The sequence below is a fragment of the Comamonas koreensis genome (genome assembly GCF_014076495.1).
Lineage (GTDB): Bacteria > Pseudomonadota > Gammaproteobacteria > Burkholderiales > Burkholderiaceae_C > Comamonas > Comamonas squillarum.
In genome coordinates this window covers 3089767-3107026 of record NZ_CP043575.1, presented here as the reverse complement: position 1 = coordinate 3107026, position 17260 = coordinate 3089767, and the positions used below count along the sequence as shown (strand labels likewise).

General features: G+C 63.6%; 17 protein-coding genes and 1 tRNA gene. 13 read left to right on the top strand and 5 right to left on the bottom strand.

What is annotated here, in order from left to right; translation table 11 throughout:
- The first annotated feature begins 21 nt into the window (after positions 1–21).
- The 3 genes from F0Q04_RS14060 to F0Q04_RS14050 all read left to right on the top strand — a co-directional run bounded on the left by F0Q04_RS14060 (position 22) and on the right by F0Q04_RS14050 (position 4358).
- Positions 22–1155 carry a cell division protein ZipA C-terminal FtsZ-binding domain-containing protein gene (locus tag F0Q04_RS14060; RefSeq protein WP_182341468.1) on the top strand — a complete coding sequence of 378 codons (1134 nt, stop codon included), beginning with the start codon at positions 22–24 and terminating at the stop codon, positions 1153–1155.
- 153 nt (positions 1156–1308) lie between these two features.
- A complete protein-coding gene (gene ligA / locus F0Q04_RS14055) occupies positions 1309–3402 on the top strand; it encodes an NAD-dependent DNA ligase LigA (protein ID WP_182341464.1) in 2094 nt (697 codons plus the stop codon).
- 161 nt (positions 3403–3563) lie between these two features.
- Positions 3564–4358 (top strand): hypothetical protein, encoded by a 795-nt coding sequence (locus F0Q04_RS14050; protein WP_182341461.1) that lies wholly within the window; start codon positions 3564–3566, stop codon positions 4356–4358.
- A gap of 107 nt (positions 4359–4465) precedes the next feature.
- On the opposite strand, the gene F0Q04_RS14045 is transcribed toward F0Q04_RS14050, so the two are convergent.
- The 3 genes from F0Q04_RS14045 to F0Q04_RS14035 form a co-directional block, all read right to left on the bottom strand.
- A complete protein-coding gene (locus F0Q04_RS14045; RefSeq protein ID WP_182341458.1) occupies positions 4466–5014 on the bottom strand; it encodes a hypothetical protein in 549 nt (182 codons plus the stop codon).
- 14 nt (positions 5015–5028) lie between these two features.
- Positions 5029–5640 carry an NUDIX hydrolase gene (locus F0Q04_RS14040; protein ID WP_182341455.1) on the bottom strand — a complete coding sequence of 204 codons (612 nt, stop codon included), beginning with the start codon at positions 5638–5640 and terminating at the stop codon, positions 5029–5031.
- 86 nt (positions 5641–5726) lie between these two features.
- Positions 5727–6425: a fumarylacetoacetate hydrolase family protein gene (locus F0Q04_RS14035; protein ID WP_116925715.1), complete on the bottom strand. Its 699-nt coding sequence runs from the start codon at positions 6423–6425 to the stop codon at positions 5727–5729.
- 191 nt (positions 6426–6616) lie between these two features.
- On the opposite strand from F0Q04_RS14035, the gene maiA reads away from it, so the two are divergent.
- From maiA to F0Q04_RS14000, 7 genes are all read left to right on the top strand, one after another.
- Entirely contained in the window at positions 6617–7288 is a 672-nt protein-coding gene (maiA, locus tag F0Q04_RS14030; protein WP_182341452.1) for a maleylacetoacetate isomerase, read from the top strand.
- A complete protein-coding gene (locus F0Q04_RS14025) occupies positions 7285–8166 on the top strand; it encodes a polyphenol oxidase family protein (protein WP_182341449.1) in 882 nt (293 codons plus the stop codon). Before maiA ends, F0Q04_RS14025 begins: the two co-directional genes overlap by 4 nt.
- A 133-nt stretch (positions 8167–8299) precedes the next feature.
- Positions 8300–8611, top strand: a complete 312-nt coding sequence (locus F0Q04_RS14020; protein WP_182341446.1) for a helix-turn-helix transcriptional regulator — start codon at positions 8300–8302, stop codon at positions 8609–8611.
- 29 nt (positions 8612–8640) lie between these two features.
- Positions 8641–9954 carry a type II toxin-antitoxin system HipA family toxin gene (locus tag F0Q04_RS14015; RefSeq protein ID WP_182341443.1) on the top strand — a complete coding sequence of 438 codons (1314 nt, stop codon included), beginning with the start codon at positions 8641–8643 and terminating at the stop codon, positions 9952–9954.
- A 126-nt stretch (positions 9955–10080) separates the two neighbouring features.
- Positions 10081–10509: a PaaI family thioesterase gene (locus tag F0Q04_RS14010; RefSeq protein ID WP_116925711.1), complete on the top strand. Its 429-nt coding sequence runs from the start codon at positions 10081–10083 to the stop codon at positions 10507–10509.
- Positions 10510–10591: 82 nt separating this feature from the next.
- Positions 10592–11095, top strand: a complete 504-nt coding sequence (locus F0Q04_RS14005; protein ID WP_182341440.1) for a GNAT family N-acetyltransferase — start codon at positions 10592–10594, stop codon at positions 11093–11095.
- A gap of 48 nt (positions 11096–11143) precedes the next feature.
- Positions 11144–12550: an MFS transporter gene (locus tag F0Q04_RS14000; RefSeq protein WP_182341436.1), complete on the top strand. Its 1407-nt coding sequence runs from the start codon at positions 11144–11146 to the stop codon at positions 12548–12550.
- Here F0Q04_RS14000 and F0Q04_RS13995 read toward each other — a convergent pair.
- Positions 12547–12828 carry a hypothetical protein gene (locus tag F0Q04_RS13995; RefSeq protein WP_232539346.1) on the bottom strand — a complete coding sequence of 94 codons (282 nt, stop codon included), beginning with the start codon at positions 12826–12828 and terminating at the stop codon, positions 12547–12549. The two genes, F0Q04_RS14000 and F0Q04_RS13995, sit on opposite strands and share 4 nt — an antisense overlap.
- Before the next feature lie 62 nt (positions 12829–12890).
- Between F0Q04_RS13995 and F0Q04_RS13990 the strand changes: the two genes are divergently transcribed.
- From F0Q04_RS13990 to phbB, 3 genes are all read left to right on the top strand, one after another.
- Positions 12891–14648, top strand: a complete 1758-nt coding sequence (locus F0Q04_RS13990) for a PHA/PHB synthase family protein (RefSeq protein WP_182341433.1) — start codon at positions 12891–12893, stop codon at positions 14646–14648.
- A 138-nt stretch (positions 14649–14786) separates the two neighbouring features.
- Positions 14787–15968, top strand: a complete 1182-nt coding sequence (locus tag F0Q04_RS13985) for an acetyl-CoA C-acetyltransferase (protein WP_182341430.1) — start codon at positions 14787–14789, stop codon at positions 15966–15968.
- Between the two features lie 371 nt (positions 15969–16339).
- Positions 16340–17077 carry an acetoacetyl-CoA reductase gene (gene phbB / locus F0Q04_RS13980; protein WP_182341426.1) on the top strand — a complete coding sequence of 246 codons (738 nt, stop codon included), beginning with the start codon at positions 16340–16342 and terminating at the stop codon, positions 17075–17077.
- A 55-nt stretch (positions 17078–17132) separates the two neighbouring features.
- Here the strand turns inward: phbB and F0Q04_RS13975 are convergent.
- A tRNA-Gly gene (locus F0Q04_RS13975) sits at positions 17133–17206 on the bottom strand.
- Between the last annotated feature and the right edge of the window lie 54 nt (positions 17207–17260).

Sequence of the window (17260 nt, the reverse complement as noted above, 5' to 3'; positions counted from 1 at the left end):
GATTTTTAAAAACGAAGTCGTATGAGTAATTTTCAACTGGCGTTGGTGATCACCTTTGGTGTCATTCTGGTTTTGTACATCGCCTACAACACCTGGTCGGCACGCCGCAACGAGCCCAAGAAACCCCGGCCCGAGGAGCCAGGCCAGAGCGGCGACTCCGAGCTGCGCTACGAGCCCGGCTTTGATGGCCGCGCGGCATCGTCAGCCACCGGTGACCCGGTGCTCGATGCCCAACTGGGCGGCCAGGGCCCCCGCCTGAGCGGCCACAGTGCCGATGCCTTTGGTGCAGGCGCGGTGGCACGCAGCGGCAACCCCGGCACCTACCTGGGTGACCGCCAGCAGATTCTCGACCCGCTCACCGATGCGATTGCCACCATCCACACCGACGGCATCGTCTCCGGCAATGCGGCCATCGCAGCCATGCCCAGCAGCTTTCGCGCCGGCAACAAGGCCTTCAACATCGAAGGCCTGAACGAGACCAGCCAGACCTGGGAGCTGCCACGCGCCGGCGCCCGCTACACCGGATTTCAGGCCGGCGTGCAGCTGGCCAACCGCCATGGCCCGATGAACGAGATCGAGTTTTCCGAGTTCGTCACCAAGGTCCAGCAGTTTGCCGACAGCATCGGCGCGGCGCACGACACGCCTGACATGCTGCAGGAAGTGGCCCGTGCTCGCGAACTTGACGCCTTTGCCAGCGAGCATGATGCGCAGCTGGCCTTTATGCTGCGTGCCAAGCGCGCCTCCTGGAGCCCCGGCTATGTGGCCCAGGTTGCGGCCAAGCATGGCTTTGTGCCGGCTGGCCCTGGCCGCATGGTGATGCCTTCGGGCATCGAGCAAATGCCTGCCATATTGGCGCTGACCTATGACGCGCAGGCTGCACTGGCCGACGATCCGGAAGCCAGCGCCTTGCGCGATGTGCTGCTGAGCCTGGATGTGCCCCATGTGGCACGCAGCGAAAAGCCCTTCGACAAGATGCGCACTGCCGCCGAGGCGCTGTGCGCCGAGATGGACGGCGTCATCTGCGACCAAAATGGCACGCCCCTGCCGATCATGGTGGTGGACCCCATCGCCCAGGATCTGGAAAACTTGTACGACCAGCTCGAGCAGCGCGACCTGGCAGCGGGCTCGCTGGCTGCACGGCGTTTGTTCAGCTAAGCCGCACCCGTTTTGCCAAAGGCTGCCTGTGCAGCCTTTTTTGCGTTCTGGGCGCCGCTGTTTACGCAATGAATGCGCGGCTTTGGCCGTATAGTCGCAGGCATCAGACCACGCAGAGCCCCGCGCTTTGCCAGATTTTCGGAGTCAAGCCGCATGGCTGAGAATATTGATCTTTTCGCGTCGCCCGCTGGTGACGCCCCACAGGATGCTGCCGCCCAGGTGCAGGCCTTGCGTGCGCAGCTGGTGCAGTGGGCGCATGAATACTATGTGCAAGACGCGCCCACAGTGCCCGATGGTGAGTACGACCGCGTCTACCAGCAGCTCGAAGCGCTGGAAAAAGCCCACCCCGAGCTGCTGAGCCCGGACTCGCCGACCCAGCGCGTGATCGGCGCGATTCTGGAAGGCCTGACCCCCGTGCGCCATGCCGTGCCGATGCTCAGCATCCGCACCGAGACCGACAACGAAGCCAGCGGCGCGCAGGCCTTTGATGCGCGCATCCGCAAGGAGCTGGGCCTTGATCCCAGTGACCCGCCGGTCGAGTATGTGGCTGAGCCCAAATTCGACGGCCTGGCGATGAACCTGCGCTACGAGGGCGGGCGCCTGGTGCAGGCCACGACGCGCGGCGACGGCGAAGTGGGAGAGGATGTTACCCACAATATCCGCACCATCCGCCAGATACCGCTGCAGCTGCGCCAGGATGCCGCCGTGCCACCGGTGCTGGAGGTGCGCGGCGAAGTCTATATGCGCCGCGATGATTTTGACGCGCTCAACCGCAAGCAAGAAGCTGCGGGCGGCAAGACCTTTGTCAATCCGCGCAATGCGGCAGCCGGCGCAGTGCGCCAGCTTGACTCCAACGTCACCGCCCGGCGCCCGCTGTCGTTTTTCGCCTATGGCCTGGGTGAGGTGACGCCGGTGGCCCAAGGCGGCATGCAGTGGGACAGCCACTACGCAATGCTGATGCAGCTGCGCGCCTGGGGCTTTCCAGTGGCGCCGCAGGTCTGCGTGGCCCAGGGTGCCGATGCGCTGGTGGCCTTTCACCAGCGCATGGGCGCTGAGCGCGCCAACCTGGGTTACGAGATCGATGGCGTGGTCTACAAGGTCAACAGCCGCGCGCTGCAGCTGGAGCTGGGCTTTGTCAGCCGCGAGCCGCGCTGGGCCGTGGCCCACAAGTACCCGGCCCAGGAGATGGTGACGCGGCTTGAAGGCATCGAGGTGCAGGTGGGCCGCACCGGCAAGCTGACGCCGGTGGCGCGTCTGGCACCGGTGTTTGTCGGTGGCGTCACTGTCACCAATGCCACCCTGTCCAATGTGTTCGACATCCGCAAAAAGGGGGTACGGGTGGGGGACGATGTCATCGTGCGCCGCGCGGGCGACGTGATCCCCGAGGTGGCGGGTCGGGTGCCTGGCCTGCGCTCGCAGTATGTGCCCAACTTCTCGATGCCTAGCCAATGCCCGGTCTGCGGCAGCGATGTGGTGCGTGAAAAAGGCGAGGCCAACCACCGCTGCACCGGCGGCCTGTTCTGCGTGGCCCAGCGCAAGGAGGCCATCCTGCACTATGCGCACCGCCGCGCGATGGACATCGAAGGTCTGGGTGACAAGCTGGTCGACCAGCTGGTCGACAGCGGCGTGATCCGCAGCCTGCCCGACCTCTACAAACTGGGCATTGCGACCTTGTCGGGCCTCGAGCGCATGGCAGAGAAATCCGCACAGAATGTGCTCGCGGCGCTGGAGTCCTCGAAGAAAACCACGCTGGCTCGCTTTGTGTTTGGCCTGGGCATTCGCCATGTGGGCGAATCCACCGCCAAGGACCTGGCCAAGCACTTTGGAGTGCTCGATGCCATCATGGATGCCTCGGTCGACGATCTGCTGCAGGTGAACGACGTGGGGCCGGTGGTGGCCCATAGCCTGCACACCTTTTTTGCGCAGCCGCACAACCGCGAGGTGGTCGAGCAACTGCGTGCAGCCGGCGTGCACTGGGACGAAGCGGTGCCTGCCGAAAAGCCCGCGCAGATTCTGGCCGGCATGACCGTGGTGCTGACCGGCACCTTGCCCACCATGGGCCGCGATGAAGCCAAGGACCTGCTGGAAGCGGCAGGCGCCAAGGTCTCCAGCTCGGTGAGCAAGAAGACCCATTACCTGGTGGCCGGCGCGGACGCCGGCAGCAAACTGACCAAGGCCCAGGAGCTGGGCGTGACGGTGCTGAACGAGGCGGCGATGCTGCGGCTGCTGCAAAACGGCGCGCCTTGATCTGACCCAAAAGGCTGGTCCTTCAGCACTGCATGGCAGCGGATGGGGCCATAGGGATAAGGGGGCTTTCTCTGACATCGCCACGCACCAGATGTCAATACGATGAAAAACGCCAGTGGCCGCTATCCGGCGGCCCTGCTTTTTTATGCAGAGGAGATGCCGTGAGCTATACCCTGAGACAAGTTCAGACCTTGCTGACCAAGCCTGAATTGGAATTGTTCCAAGCCAGCCGTGCCAATGCGATCAAGGATCTGACCGAGCGTCAGCTCAGCAGCAAGATCACCCGCAGCCGTACCTTGCGCGCCAAGTACCGCGATCTCTACCAACGCCAGTCGGTGAAAACCCAAAAGGGCCCGGCCGCCGCCAGCAGGCCCACTGGCAATGAGAACAGCCGCACCGAACTCAAAGCCGATGTGATGCAGGACGTGCTCGGCCGCTTTGAAGAGCGGCTGGCCAAGCTCCAGGCTACTGCTGCCAAGAGTACGGCAGGCGCAGCGACCCAACGTGCAGCTGCCCCTGCGAAGGCGGTAAAAAAAACTGCTACAAAAACAGCAAGCAAGACCGCGACCAAGTCTGCAGCCAAGAGCGCGGTGAAAAAGCCTGCGACCAAGACGGCGTCCGCAACGCCTGCTGCCGCGCCGCGCAAAGCAGCCAAGACGGCTGTGAAGGTGCCCGCAGCCAAGAAGGCCGCTGCGGTCAAAAAACCAGCAGCCAAGTCCACCAAGGCCCCTGCGAAGAAAGCGGCAGCGGCACCGGCCAAAGCACGCAAAACCACCGCTGCCAATGCCGAGGTCGGCGGTAACGCAGCCGCTGCTGCGCGCGGCGCGGTGCCTACCCGCCAGCCGGCCGCGGCCAGCCGGGGCAACCCCATCAAGGCCCAGCCGGTGAACAAGAAAATCAAGGCCAGCGGCCAGTCCAAAACCCGGGCGGCACAGGCCAAGCGCGACAGCCGCTAAATAAGCAGCCCATCAAAATGCCGTAGCCACTTGGCAGTGGGTACGGCATTGTCGTGTCAGCGCGCGTTGCAGAATCACGCGCAAAGCAGGTGTGGTTCCCCTGCGACTCAGGGCTTAGGCTTTTTGGCCGCAGGGCTGGGTGCTGGGGACGGTTGCTGCGCCTTGGTATAGGCCTTGGCCATCATCTCGCGCAGCAGGCCCGAGCTCGACTGCTGCATCATGCGGTTGATATCGGCCTGCTTGCTTTGCATCAGCTGCGCATGCGGCGATTGCGGGCCCTGGTCGAGCAAGGACTGCAGCTGGGCCTCGTTGAAATTCTGTGCGTAGGCGGCAGCCAGCTGCGTGTTCCAGCGCTTTTGGTAGTCGGCTGCGACCGAGCGTGTCGCTGCAATCATCGCCTGGCCGGCTTGCTGCTGGCCCATCTTGTCGATCAAGGCCTGGTACTCGGGCGATTTGGCCGCAATCTGCAAACCCACCTGGGGCAGGCTGTGGCCAAGCTTGTATTTCTCGACCAGGGCCAGCGCCATGTCCTGCAGCTTGGCGGCATGGGCGAGGCCTGGCAGCCAGGCGCTGCTGGCCGCCACGGCGGGCAGTACCAAGCTGCCCAGCAGGCGGCGGCGGATGGAGGAGGTGGTCGGGGTGAAGGTAGAAGTCATGGCTTGCACACTGGTCAGGAAGCGGCCGAGGTGGTGGACGCTTCGGTAGCCTTGGGGGGAACCAAGGGGCCGGCGGGTGTCTCCAGATCGATCACATGGATGCCGAATGCGCCGCGCTTGCGGTCTTCAAAATAGCGCTGCAACGTGACCTTGACGGTGCGAAAGGCGATCTGGTCCCAAGGAATCTCGGCCTCGCTGAAGAGCCGCGCTTCGATGGTCTCCCAGCCGGGCTTGAATTCGGTGCTTTGCAGCTGGGCCAGGTAGAACAGGTGTACCTGGCCGACATGCGGCACATTGACCAGCGAAAACAGCGGGCCCATCGCGATGTCGGCGCCCGCTTCCTCATCGGTCTCGCGCTCGGCGCCCTGGCCGGTGGTCTCATCGAGCTCCATGAAGCCGGCCGGCAAGGTCCAGTAACCTTTGCGTGGCTCGATATTGCGCAGGCACAGCAGCACCTTGTCGCCCATATAGGGGACGGTGCCCACCACGTTCAGCGGGTTCTCGTAGTGCACGGTATGGCAGGCCGGGCAGATCGCGCGGATCTTGGTGTCGCCGTCATCGGGCAGTCGGTGCTCAACGTGGGTGCCGCAGCGGCGGCAAAAATCAACGGGGGCGCGTGAGGTCATGCGGTCTATTGTGCGTCAAGGTCGCGCTGCTCGCGGCCAGGGACGAAAAAAAGCGCCACCGCAGCGGGTGGCGCGTTGTCCTGGCCTTACACCAGCTCGATTTTCAATGGGGGCAGGCCCGTCACGCCGCCTTCGAGCACATCGCCCTTGACGACTGCGGCCACGCCTTCGGGCGTGCCGGTGAAGATCAGGTCACCGGCTTGCAGCTCCCAGGCTTGCGAGATCACTTCAATGGTCTCGGCAATGTTCCAGATCAGCTTTTGCACATTGCTGTGCTGGCGTTCGGCACCGTTGACCTTGAGCCAGATCTCGGCGTTGTTGACATCACCGGCCTGGGCGGCGGGCACCAGGGCTGCGATGGGTGCGCTGCCTTCAAAGGCCTTGCCGATCTCCCAGGGGCGGCCTTGCTTTTTCATGTCGTTTTGCAGGTCGCGGCGCGTCATGTCCAGCCCCACGCCATAGCCCCAGATGTGCGCGGCGGCGTCCGCTGCAGCAATGTTCTTGCCGCCCTTGCCAATGGCCACCACCAGCTCGATCTCGTGGTGCAGGTTGCTGGTGAGCGTTGGGTAGGCGATCTGGCCGCTGCTACCTGTGGCCACGGGCACCACCGCATCAGCGGGCTTCATGAAGAAGAAGGGCGCCTCGCGGCCGGTAAAGCCCATTTCCTTGGCATGATCTTCGTAGTTGCGGCCCACGCAGTAGACGCGGCGCACGGGGAACAGCTGGTCGCTGCCTTGAACAGGTACGCCGGTTGGCGAGGCTGGAGGGATGACGTATTGGCTCATGCTGGACTTTGGTTGGAGGCGGGAGGAAACCGCCCGGTTGAAGCGGTGCCAAAAATTATGCGGCAAAACAAACCGCTTTGCAGGATCGCGGTCTGCGCCCATGCTGGCCCTGGCATGCCAGGCAACGCCAGCTGTCATGCGGGTGACTGGATGACCGGCTGCTGCAGCGCCCTGCGTTATGCTCGGTTGCCATGAAGCTGCACAACTATTTCCGCTCGTCCGCGTCCTACCGGGTGCGCATTGCGATGCAGGCCAAGGGCCTGGCCTATGACTATCTGCCGGTGCACCTGGTCAAGGCCGAGCACCGCGAACCCGCCTTTGCCAGCCATGTGGGCGACGCGCTGGTGCCCGCGCTGGAGACCGATGACGGCCTGTGGCTGAACCAGTCGCTGGCCGTGATCGAGTGGCTGGACGAGGCCTACCCGCAGACGTCTTCGATGCTGCCGGGCAATGCGCTGGCCCGTGCCCGCATCCGCGCGCTGGCCCTGCAGGTGGCCTGCGAGATCCACCCGATCAACAACCTGCGGGTGCTGGCCTACCTGACCGGCGAGCTGGGCCACAGCGATGCTGAAAAAACCCAGTGGTACCAGCACTGGTGCCGTACCGGGCTGGAGGCCTTTGAGCGCCAATTGGTGCTGCTGGCGGCCGAGCGCCAGGCGCAAGGCTTGGCGCCATCGCGTTTTTGCTGGGGCGATAGCCTGACGATGGCCGACTGCGCGCTGGTGCCGCAAATCTTCAATGCCCAGCGCTTCAAGGTCAGCCTTGACGGTCTGCCGCTGACCATGGCCGCCTATGAGGCCGCCATGGCGACGGATGCGGTGCAAAAGGCCCAGCCTGCCGCCTGCCCGGATGCCCAGCCATGAGTAGCGCTGCGTCCAACCACTTTCCCGCCGACTGGCTGCTGCCCGAGTGGCCCACGCCACCGGGTGTGTTTGCGCTCTGCACCACGCGCGCTGGCGGCGCCAGCGAAGGCCTGTTTGGCACCACCAACCTGAGCTTTAACGTGGGCGATGTTCCCGGCCATGTGCAAAGCAACCGTCAGCTGCTCGCCCAGGCCATGCAGGCGCTGGAGCAGCAGGCCGGCTACGGTGCCGACCAGGCCCGCCCCCGTCAGCCGGTATTTGTGCGCCAGGTGCATGGCAGGCATGTGCAGGTGCTGGGTGAAGGCGGCGGCGAGGAGCAGCCGGCCGATGCCAGCGTCAGTGATGTGCCAGGGCTGGGCTGCACCGTCATGGCAGCCGACTGTCTGCCGGTCTTGTTCTGTCACCAGCAGCTGCCGGTGGTAGGCGCCGCCCACGCCGGTTGGCGGGGTTTGCTGGGACAGGACGGGTTAGGGGTGCTGGAGAACTGCTTTGCGGCCTATGCCGATCGGGTGCGCCGGCAGGCGGGCCAGGCTGGCCTGAGCGATAACCAGATTGCCACGCAGACCATGGCCTGGCTGGGTCCATGCATCAGCCAGCCCGCGTTTGAAGTGGGTGCCGAGGTGCAGGCCGCCTTTGTCGGGCCGGATCCGGATTGCGCGCCGCTGTTCGAACCCGGCGCGCCGGGCAAGTATTTTGCCAACCTGAGCGGGCTGGCCCGCTACCGCTTGCAGCGCTTGGGCCTTGCGCAGTTGTTTGGCAATGACGGCAGCCAGGACTGGTGCACCGTGGCCAACAAAGAGCGGTTTTTCTCGCACCGGCGAGATGGCTCACCCGGTGGGGGCACCGGGCGCTTTGCCGCTTGCATCTGGGTGGCCTAGGGGCTTCGTCATCGCTCAAGCTTTGCTCTCAAAGTACTCATTTATCTCAAAATGAGTAATTTGTGAATCTTTTGTAATGCTAAGTGTGCCATTTAATCTACTCATTTAATCAATAAAGAGTAGAATGTGCAGCATGACTACCCCCTTGATGGCCACCTTGGTGGCAGCCCGCAAAGCCCAGCAACTGACCCAGGCCCAATTGGCCGAGCAGGCGGGGCTCTCGCGCATGGCGGTGCAGCGCACTGAAACCGGCGATGTCGACCCGCGCTACTCGACCGTGGCCGAAATGGCCCGGGTGCTGGGCATGCAGCTTGTGGCAGTGCCGGCAGATCTTTTGCCCGCGCTGCAGGCCTTTATCCAGTCGGGCGGCAAGTTTTTAGGCCAGCCAACCGGTGCGGAGGCGCCACCTTCGGTCGTGGACAGCCTGGCCGGTCGCCAGCCCTGAAGGATGGCTTTGGGCAAGCCATGCACTGAATGAGCACCTCCATCCGCTACCTGCGTCTTTATATGCACTTGCCTGGCAGCATGGGCGGGGGGCGGCGCGCCATCGGCTACCTGTCGCAGTACGGCGATATCCTGCGCGTCTCGTTCGAGGACAGCTATATCGCGGATCCGGAGCGGCCTGTGCTCTCGCTCAGCTACCAGGGCGCGACGGAGGCCGACACCCAGCGCATCTTGCATGCCGCGCGCGATGCCCGGCTGGTGCGCACCGATGGGCGCTGGCCGGTCTATTTCCAGAATCTGCTGCCCGAAGGCCACAACCGCCAGCGCCTGGCCGCTGAGCGGGGCTGCTCCCCCGATGACGAGTTTGAGCTGCTGGCCGCTGCCGGACACGACCTGATGGGCGCGCTGGAGGTGGAGCCGGTGCCCCGCGACGAAGCCATTCCCGACGTGGTGCGCCATTGGCATACCTCGCAAGGCCTCGATGTGCTCGAGCCCGGTTTTGTCGAGTTTCCGGTGGCCGATGCCGCGTCGCTGCCGGGCATCGTCACCAAGTTCAGCGCGGTGCAGGATGGCCGGCGCTACACCGTGCGCCGCCGGGGCGCGGCGGGCAGCGTGATCCTGAAGCTGCCCAGCACCCAGCACCCGGACTTGGTGGCCAACGAGTTCAGCTGCTACCAGCTGTGCCAGTCCTTGGGGCTGACGACGGCCGATGCGCAGATCATCAGCCGCGCCCAGGCCGATCTGCCCGAGCAGCTGCCGTTTGACGAGATATTGGCCGTGCAACGCTTTGACCACCTGCCCGATGGCACACGCGTGCACATGGAAGAGTTCAACCAGGCGCTGGGCTATGCGCCGCGCCACAAGTACGGCAAGGGCCTGCAGCAGGACTGGCCGACGATGCTGCGCGTGCTCGACCGCTTGAGCCCGCAGCCTGTGGCCGATACCCGGGAGTTTCTGGCACGTACCGTGGCCGCGATCCTGATGGGCAATACCGATGCGCACCTGAAGAACTGGGCGCTGGTCTACCCCGATGGGCGCCAGCCGCGCCTGGCCCCCGTCTACGACTGTGTCTGCGTCGCGGCCTTCATCGACGGTTCGGCCCCGCAGCAGTATGCCGTCAACAAGGCCATTGACAGTAGTATGCGGGCGCTCAGCTGGGACGATGTGGCGGCCCTTCTGAAGGCCGCCGGTCTGCTGCGCGTGCCGCGCCATATCAGCCTGCTCAAGGACATGGTGCGGCAGGCGCAGAGCGCCTGGCCCGCCTTGCTGGCCCAAGCGCCTGCCGGCATGGCGACCGTGGTGCAGCAGCGTTTGCGCGGGGGCGTGGCCATCGCCACGCTGTAAGAATCGGTTCAGATGGCGCTCGCCAGCGTATTGCCCGACTGGCTGTCGCTTGTATGTCAGGGTTTGCCCCAGGGCAGCGCCCAAAGGCGGTATGCTCCATGCTTGCCTGTTGCTGGAGCCTGTGCTGTGCTGCCCTTTGAAGTTGAAATCCCCTTTGTCAGCCACCTGGGCTTTCGCTTGCACCGCTGGGAAAACGGCGAGGCGGAGCTGCATTACCGGGCCCGGCCCGAACACCTCAATAGCTACGAAGTCACCCATGGCGGTGCATCGATGACCTTGCTTGATGTGACGATGGCCCATGCGGCGCGCAGTGCCATCCCCGGCAGTGGCGCGGTGACGATTGAGATGAAAACCAGCTTCATGGCGCCGGCCAAAGGCGCCTTGGTGGCCAAGGGCAAGCTGCTCTCGCGCAGCAGCCGCATGGCGTTTTGCGAGGCCTGGCTCTATGACGAGCAGGGTGCCTTGTGCAGCCATGCAACGGGCACGTTCAAGTACGTGATGCCCGAGGTCGTGCAGTCTTTGCAGGCCGCCAAAAAGCAGATCAAGACCGACTGATTTCCACGCTCGCGCAATGGTGCGCGAGCGCGCAGCTGGGCCTGTGGCCACTGTCCCCAGGCCCTCGATAGATGGACAGAACATGCCAAAGCCTTCTTCAACAGTGGACCAGCTGAGCTGGTCCTTCCAGCCCTTCTCGGCACTCAATCTGCAGCAACTCTATGACCTGCTGCATGTGCGCTGCCAGGTCTTTATTGCCGAGCAGGTCGCCTTCCAGGACCTGGACTACAAAGACCAGGACGCCTGGCACCTGCTGGGGCGTGATGCGCAAGGCGTGCTCCAAGCCTATGTGCGGGTGCTGCCGCCGGGACTGGCCTATCCAGAGCCGTCGATTGGCCGCGTGGCCGTCATGCAGGCGATGCGCGGCACGGGGGCTGGCTGGGAGCTGATGCGCCACGCAATGGCCGAGACCGACCGCCTGTGGCCAGGCACCGCCATTCGCATTGGCGCGCAGGCCTATTTGCAAAAATTCTACGAAGGCTGCGGATTCGACGTTGTCTCCGAGCCCTATCTGGAAGATGGCATTCCCCACCTAACCATGCTCTACCCGGGCAAGCCCCAGGTGGTGGAAAGCGTCGCCATATGAAAACTGCCCATCCACAGATGCCGGTGATCTGCCGTGGCTGAGGCACGCATGCAACCGGCCTCGCTGAGCGAGGGTCTGCCCATGCCCGAGCGGCGCCTGGCGATGCTGGTCATTGTGCTGGGCCTGATCGTGGCCGTGCTCGATGGCAGCATCATGAACCTGGCCTTGCCCACGGTGGCCAAGGAACTGCAGGCATCGCCTGCCGAGGCGATCTGGGTCATCAATGCCTACCAGCTGGGCACCTTGGGCCTGCTGCTGCCCTTGGCCGCACTGGGCGAGCGCATTGGCTACCGCAAGGTCTACCTGGTGGGTCTCGTGTGTTTTACGCTGGCATCGGCCGTGGCCATGCTGGCCCAGTCGCTGTGGCTGCTGATTGCAGCGCGCGGCCTGCAGGGCATGGGCGCGGCCGGGGTGATGGCCGTCAATGCCGCACTGGTGCGCCTGACCTACCCGGCGGCCAAGCTGGGCAAGGGCATGGCGCTTAACTCGCTGGTGGTGGCCATCTCGTCGGTGGCCGGCCCTGGTGTGGCGGCATTGATTTTGTCGGTGGCCAGCTGGCCCTGGCTGTTTGCCATCAATGTGCCGCTGGGCATTCTGACCTTGTGGCTGGGCCGCAAGGCCTTGCCGCGCAACCCGCAGCAGCTGCTGGATGCACCGCATGCCAAGCTGACCCCCATCGATGTGGCGCTGAACTTTGCGATGTTCTCGCTGGTGTTTCTGGGTGCCGAGCGCATCGGCGCGCGCCATGGCATGGAGTCGGGCGGCGCGTCCGCCTCAGGCTGGCTGATGCTGGGCCTGGGCCTGCTGCTGGGCGCCTGGTATGTGCTGCGCCAACGCAAACTGAGCCTGCCTTTGCTGCCGCTGGACTTGCTGCGTATTCCCGTTTTTGCGCTGTCCATGGGGGCGTCGATTGGGGCCTTTGCAGCGCAGATGCTGTCCTTTATTGCGCTGCCTTTCTTGCTGCTCGATGCGCTGCAGCGCAGCCATTTTGCCGCCGGCATGCTAATGACGGCCTGGTCGGTGGCCATCGTGATGGTGGCCCCGCTGGCGGGCCGGCTGATTGGCCGGGTGGAAGACGGCCTGCTGGGCGGCATCGGCATGGCGATTTTGGCGATGGGCCTCTTGAGCCTGGCGCTGCTGCCGGTGGACCCGAGCGATCTCAACATCGGCTGGCGCATGGCCTTGTGCGGCCTGGGATTTGGGCTGTTCCAGTCGCCCAACAACCACACCATCGTGACCTCGGCGCCGCTGGCCCGCGCAGGCGCTGCCAGCGGCATGCTGGGCACGGCGCGGCTGACTGGGCAATCGCTGGGCGCTGTGCTGGTGGCCATCATCTTCACCTTGTGGCCAGTGGCCAGCGGCCATGGCACGACGGTGGCGCTGTATCTGGCAGCCGGCTTTGCCGCGATGTCGGGTGTGTTCAGCAGCCTGCGACTGCGGCATTCAGCGCATTAATGGCTATCGGGCGGCGGTGGGGCAGGGGCCTGTTGCGCCTCGGCTTCGGCCCGGTGGCGCATCCGGCGCCGCGCTGGCGTGCCGGCAATGAACAGCAGCAGACCCAGCGGCAGCGCGCCGTAGAGCATCAGGGTGAAAAAGGCGCCCAGCAGGCTGCCCTGGGGGCTGGCGGCCTCGACCACCGCCATCAACACCACCACATAAAGCCAGGCTATCGCTATCAGGTACATGCCCTGGAATTTACCCGAACTTGCAGCACGCCAGCACACGGCTGCCATTTTTTGCGCCTAAGATGCACACAAGCCCATGCCCGGCATGGAGCCTGTTCAGGGAGACGACGATGACGCAGCAACCGTATTGGGGACTGGGCAGCGACCAGTTCCAGCAACTCAGCCAGATGACCCAGCAATGGATGGAGCGCATGCAGTCCATGCAGACCATGGCATCTCCTTTCAATGCGGTAGGCGCACCTCAGGGCTTCACCGCCGGTCTGGGGGCCCTGCCAGCGGGCGCGCCCCCCGTCAGCTTTGATATGGAAAAGCTGCAGGCCATTCAGGCGCAGTACGCGCAAGCGGCCTTGGCGCTGTGGACCGAAGGTGCCAAGGGCGAGGTGTCCCTGCCCAAGGACCGGCGCTTTGCCGGCGACGCCTGGCAGCACAACCCTGTGTCGACCTTCACCGCCGCCAGCTACGCGCTGCATGCCAAAACCATGATGGACATGGCGGACGCCGTGCAAGGCGACGAGAAAACCCGCGCCCGCGTCCGCTTCGGCGTGGAGCAGTGGCTGGCAGCCACGGCGCCCAGCAATTTCCTGGCCTTCAATGCCGAGGCGCAGAAAAAGGCGCTTGACACCCAGGGCCAGAGCATTGCGCAGGGCTTGCAGAACATGCTGGCCGACATGCGCCAGGGCCATGTCTCGATGACCGATGAGTCGCTGTTTGAAGTAGGGCGCAATGTGGCCACCAGCGAAGGGGCCGTGGTCTTCCAAAATGAGCTGTTCCAGCTCATCGAATACAAGCCGCTGACCACCCAGGTCTATGAGCGCCCCATGCTGTTTGTGCCCCCGTGCATCAACAAGTACTACATCCTGGACTTGCAGCCCGACAACTCGCTGATCCGCTACAGCGTGGCCCAGGGCCACCGCACCTTTGTCGTCAGTTGGCGCAACCCGGATGCCAGTCTGGGGGGCAAGGGCTGGGACGACTATATCGGCGGCGCGGTGCTCGAGGCGATCGAGGTGGTCAAGGCCATCTCCGGCAAACCCCAGATCAATGCTTTGGGCTTTTGCGTGGGCGGCACGATGCTGGTCAATGCGCTGGCGGTGCTGGCCGCGCGCGGCGATGACTCGGTGGCCAGCGCGACCTTGCTCACCACCCTGGTGGACTTCCAGGACACCGGCATTCTCGATGTCTTCATTGACGAGAACTTCGTCAAGTTCCGCGAGCTGACCATGGGCCAGAACGGCCTGATGCCTGGCCAGGAACTGGCCTCCACGTTCAGCTTTCTGCGCCCGGTCGATCTGGTGTGGAACTATGTGGTGGGCAACTACCTCAAGGGCGAGACGCCGCCGCCTTTTGATCTGCTGTACTGGAACAGCGATTGCACCAACCTCCCCGGGCCTTATTACGCCTGGTACCTGCGCAACTTCTACCTGGAAAACAAGCTGGTGCAGCCTGGCGCGCTCAGCGTCTGCGGGGAAAAGCTCGATGTCGGCAAGATCGATATGCCCCTGTACATCTATGGCTCGCGCGAAGACCATATTGTGCCCATTGGCGCGGCCTACGCGTCCACCCAGGTGCTGGGAGGCGACAAGCGCTTTGTCATGGGTGCCTCGGGCCATATTGCCGGCGTCATCAACCCACCCGCCAAAAATAAGCGCAGCCACTGGCTGCGCGAGGATGGCCAATTGCCTGCCGACATCGACGCCTGGATCGACGGCGCCGACGAACTGCCGGGCAGTTGGTGGACAGACTGGAGCCAGTGGCTGGCCCAGCATGCCGGCAAAAAGGTGGCAGCGCCCAAAAGCTATGGCCGTGCGCGCACCGACTACCGGGAGCTCGAGCCTGCGCCTGGCAGCTATGTGCAAGCCAAAGCATGATTGGTAAGCCCCTAGAACAGGTTCTAGCAGTCTGGTTGCAATTTCTGCATCGCAATTCAAATGCTGCGGTGCAATAATTAGCATCGCATGGCCGTCAGAGACAACGGCATCCGTGCCCATTTTTTAAAAGGAAGAATCATGGAAGACATCGTCATCATCTCCGCCGTGCGCACGGCAGTTGGTAAGTTTGGCGGCTCGCTGGCCAAAGTGCCCGCGACGGACCTGGGTGCCACCGTCATCGAGGAGGCGCTGGCCCGTGCCAATGTGGGCGCCGACCAGGTCGATGAGGTCATCATGGGGCAGGTGCTGGCCGCGGGTGTGGGCCAAAACCCCGCACGCCAGGCGATGATCAAGGCCGGTGTGGACAAGAAGACGCCGGCGCTGACCATCAACGCCGTCTGCGGCTCGGGCCTCAAGGCAGTCATGCTGGCAGCGCAGGCTGTTGGCCAGGGCGATGCCGAGATCGTGGTGGCCGGCGGCCAGGAAAACATGAGCCTCTCGCCCCATGTGCTCAACGGCTCGCGGGACGGCCAGCGCATGGGCGACTGGAAGATGACCGACACGATGATCGTCGACGGCCTCTGGGATGTGTACAACCAGTACCACATGGGTATCACGGCAGAGAACGTCGCCAAGGAATTTCAGATTGATCGCGACAAGCAGGACGCCTTTGCGCTGGCCAGCCAGCAAAAGGCAGCCGCTGCGCAGGATGCCGGCAAGTTTGACGAAGAAATCGTCACCGTGCATATCCCGCAGCGCAAGGGTGACCCGGTCGCCTTCAAGGCAGATGAATACATCAACCGCAAGACCAATGGCGAAGCACTGGCCAGCTTGAAGCCCGCTTTTGACAAGGCTGGCTCGGTGACTGCCGGCAATGCCTCGGGCCTCAATGACGGTGCCGCCGCCCTGGTGATTGCCAGCGCCAAAAAGGCCAAGGAGCTGGGTGCTGAGCCGCTGGCACGCATTGTCGGCTTCGCCACCGTGGGCCTGGACCCCAAGATCATGGGCATGGGCCCCATGCATGCCGTGCGCAAGGTGCTGGCCAAGACCGGTTGGAAGGCCGAGGAGGTCGATTTGTTCGAGCTCAATGAAGCCTTTGCGGCCCAGGCCTGCGCCGTGAACCAGGAGCTGGGTCTGGACACCAGCAAGGTCAATGTCAACGGTGGCGCGATTGCGATTGGCCACCCCATTGGTGCATCCGGTGCGCGCATCCTCGTGACACTGCTGCACGAGATGAAACGCCGTGGCTCCAAGCGCGGTATTGCCGGCCTGTGTATCGGCGGCGGCATGGGCGTGGCACTGGCGGTGGAACGCGCCTGAGCGTTCACCGCCCCGCGTGCGCACAAACCGCCTCCCGAGGCGGTTTTTTGATGCGTTCCCGTAGCCGCTCAAAAGCGTTGCATGGCGCAGGCAGACGCATTCCTTTGCTGGAATCGATCGCCGTTGGTCTGTCATAAAAATACCTGACTATGGCTGTCTGCTTCGTGATAGGGTTTGCGCTGATGCGGCGCGAAAACGATCAAAACCGCGCGTTAATCTGGCGCGTTTCTGTTGCAATACCCGGTCAAAATCGCCGAAATTGAGAGGTACTGCAAGAATTTGTACGCTTGGCGTAAACGAGCGTTTGCACACCTCGTTTCTTGGTTACAGTGGTAGTGCACAAGCATTTCATGCAAAACCAAGGAGATGTGATGAGTCAAAAAGTGGCCTACGTAACCGGCGGTATGGGAGGCATTGGGACGGCCATTTGCCAGCGTTTGCACAAAGATGGATTCAAGGTGATTGCGGGCTGCGGGCCCACGCGCGATTTCCAAAAATGGTTGGGCGAGCAAAAGGCGCTTGGCTATGAGTTCCACGCTTCGGTCGGCAATGTCGGCAACTGGGAATCCACCGTGGAAGCCTTCGCCAAGACCAAGGCGGAGCACGGCAGCATCGATGTGTTGGTGAACAATGCCGGTATCACCCGGGACCGCATGTTCATCAAGATGACACCCGATGACTGGCAAGCGGTGATCGAAACGAACCTCAACTCCATGTTCAATGTGACCAAGCAGGTCGTCGCCGATATGGTGGAAAAAGGCTGGGGCCGCATCGTCAATATCAGCTCCGTCAACGGCGCAAAGGGCCAGGCGGGTCAGACCAACTACTCTGCCGCCAAGGCAGGCATGCATGGCTTCTCGATGGCCCTGGCCCAGGAGATGGCCGGCAAGGGCGTGACCGTGAACACCGTGAGCCCCGGCTATATCGGCACCGACATGGTCAAGGCCATCCGTCCCGATGTGCTGGAGAAAATCGTTGGCACCATCCCGATGAAGCGCCTGGGTGAGCCCACCGAGATCGCGGCGATCATCGCCTGGCTGGCATCGGAAGATGGCGGCTATGCGACTGGCGCGGAGTTCTCGGTCAATGGTGGTTTGCACACGCATTGATCATCCGGCCGCAGCCCATGAAAAACGCGCCTAGCAAGGCGCGTTTTGTTTTATCTGGAGCGGGTGATGGGAATCGAACCCACGTTATTTGCTTGGGAAGCAAGAGTCCTACCATTGAACGACACCCGCGAACCGGCCCATTGTAGCGCTAGAAGCCCCCGTTCTTGTCTCGGTGCTGCTCCA

What these genes read in the sequence shown, in the direction of transcription:
- F0Q04_RS14060 (WP_182341468.1), top strand. Translation starts at nt 22, where the DNA reads ATGAGTAATTTTCAACTGGCGTTGGTGATCACCTTTGGTGTCATTCTG.
- ligA (WP_182341464.1), top strand. Translation starts at nt 1,309, where the DNA reads ATGGCTGAGAATATTGATCTTTTCGCGTCGCCCGCTGGTGACGCCCCA.
- F0Q04_RS14045 (WP_182341458.1), bottom strand. Translation starts at nt 5,014, where the DNA reads ATGACTTCTACCTTCACCCCGACCACCTCCTCCATCCGCCGCCGCCTG.
- F0Q04_RS14040 (WP_182341455.1), bottom strand. Translation starts at nt 5,640, where the DNA reads ATGACCTCACGCGCCCCCGTTGATTTTTGCCGCCGCTGCGGCACCCAC.
- F0Q04_RS14035 (WP_116925715.1), bottom strand. Translation starts at nt 6,425, where the DNA reads ATGAGCCAATACGTCATCCCTCCAGCCTCGCCAACCGGCGTACCTGTT.
- maiA (WP_182341452.1), top strand. Translation starts at nt 6,617, where the DNA reads ATGAAGCTGCACAACTATTTCCGCTCGTCCGCGTCCTACCGGGTGCGC.
- F0Q04_RS14025 (WP_182341449.1), top strand. Translation starts at nt 7,285, where the DNA reads ATGAGTAGCGCTGCGTCCAACCACTTTCCCGCCGACTGGCTGCTGCCC.
- F0Q04_RS14020 (WP_182341446.1), top strand. Translation starts at nt 8,300, where the DNA reads ATGACTACCCCCTTGATGGCCACCTTGGTGGCAGCCCGCAAAGCCCAG.
- F0Q04_RS14015 (WP_182341443.1), top strand. Translation starts at nt 8,641, where the DNA reads ATGAGCACCTCCATCCGCTACCTGCGTCTTTATATGCACTTGCCTGGC.
- F0Q04_RS14005 (WP_182341440.1), top strand. Translation starts at nt 10,592, where the DNA reads ATGCCAAAGCCTTCTTCAACAGTGGACCAGCTGAGCTGGTCCTTCCAG.
- F0Q04_RS14000 (WP_182341436.1), top strand. Translation starts at nt 11,144, where the DNA reads ATGCAACCGGCCTCGCTGAGCGAGGGTCTGCCCATGCCCGAGCGGCGC.
- F0Q04_RS13995 (WP_232539346.1), bottom strand. Translation starts at nt 12,828, where the DNA reads ATGGCAGCCGTGTGCTGGCGTGCTGCAAGTTCGGGTAAATTCCAGGGC.
- F0Q04_RS13990 (WP_182341433.1), top strand. Translation starts at nt 12,891, where the DNA reads ATGACGCAGCAACCGTATTGGGGACTGGGCAGCGACCAGTTCCAGCAA.
- F0Q04_RS13985 (WP_182341430.1), top strand. Translation starts at nt 14,787, where the DNA reads ATGGAAGACATCGTCATCATCTCCGCCGTGCGCACGGCAGTTGGTAAG.
- phbB (WP_182341426.1), top strand. Translation starts at nt 16,340, where the DNA reads ATGAGTCAAAAAGTGGCCTACGTAACCGGCGGTATGGGAGGCATTGGG.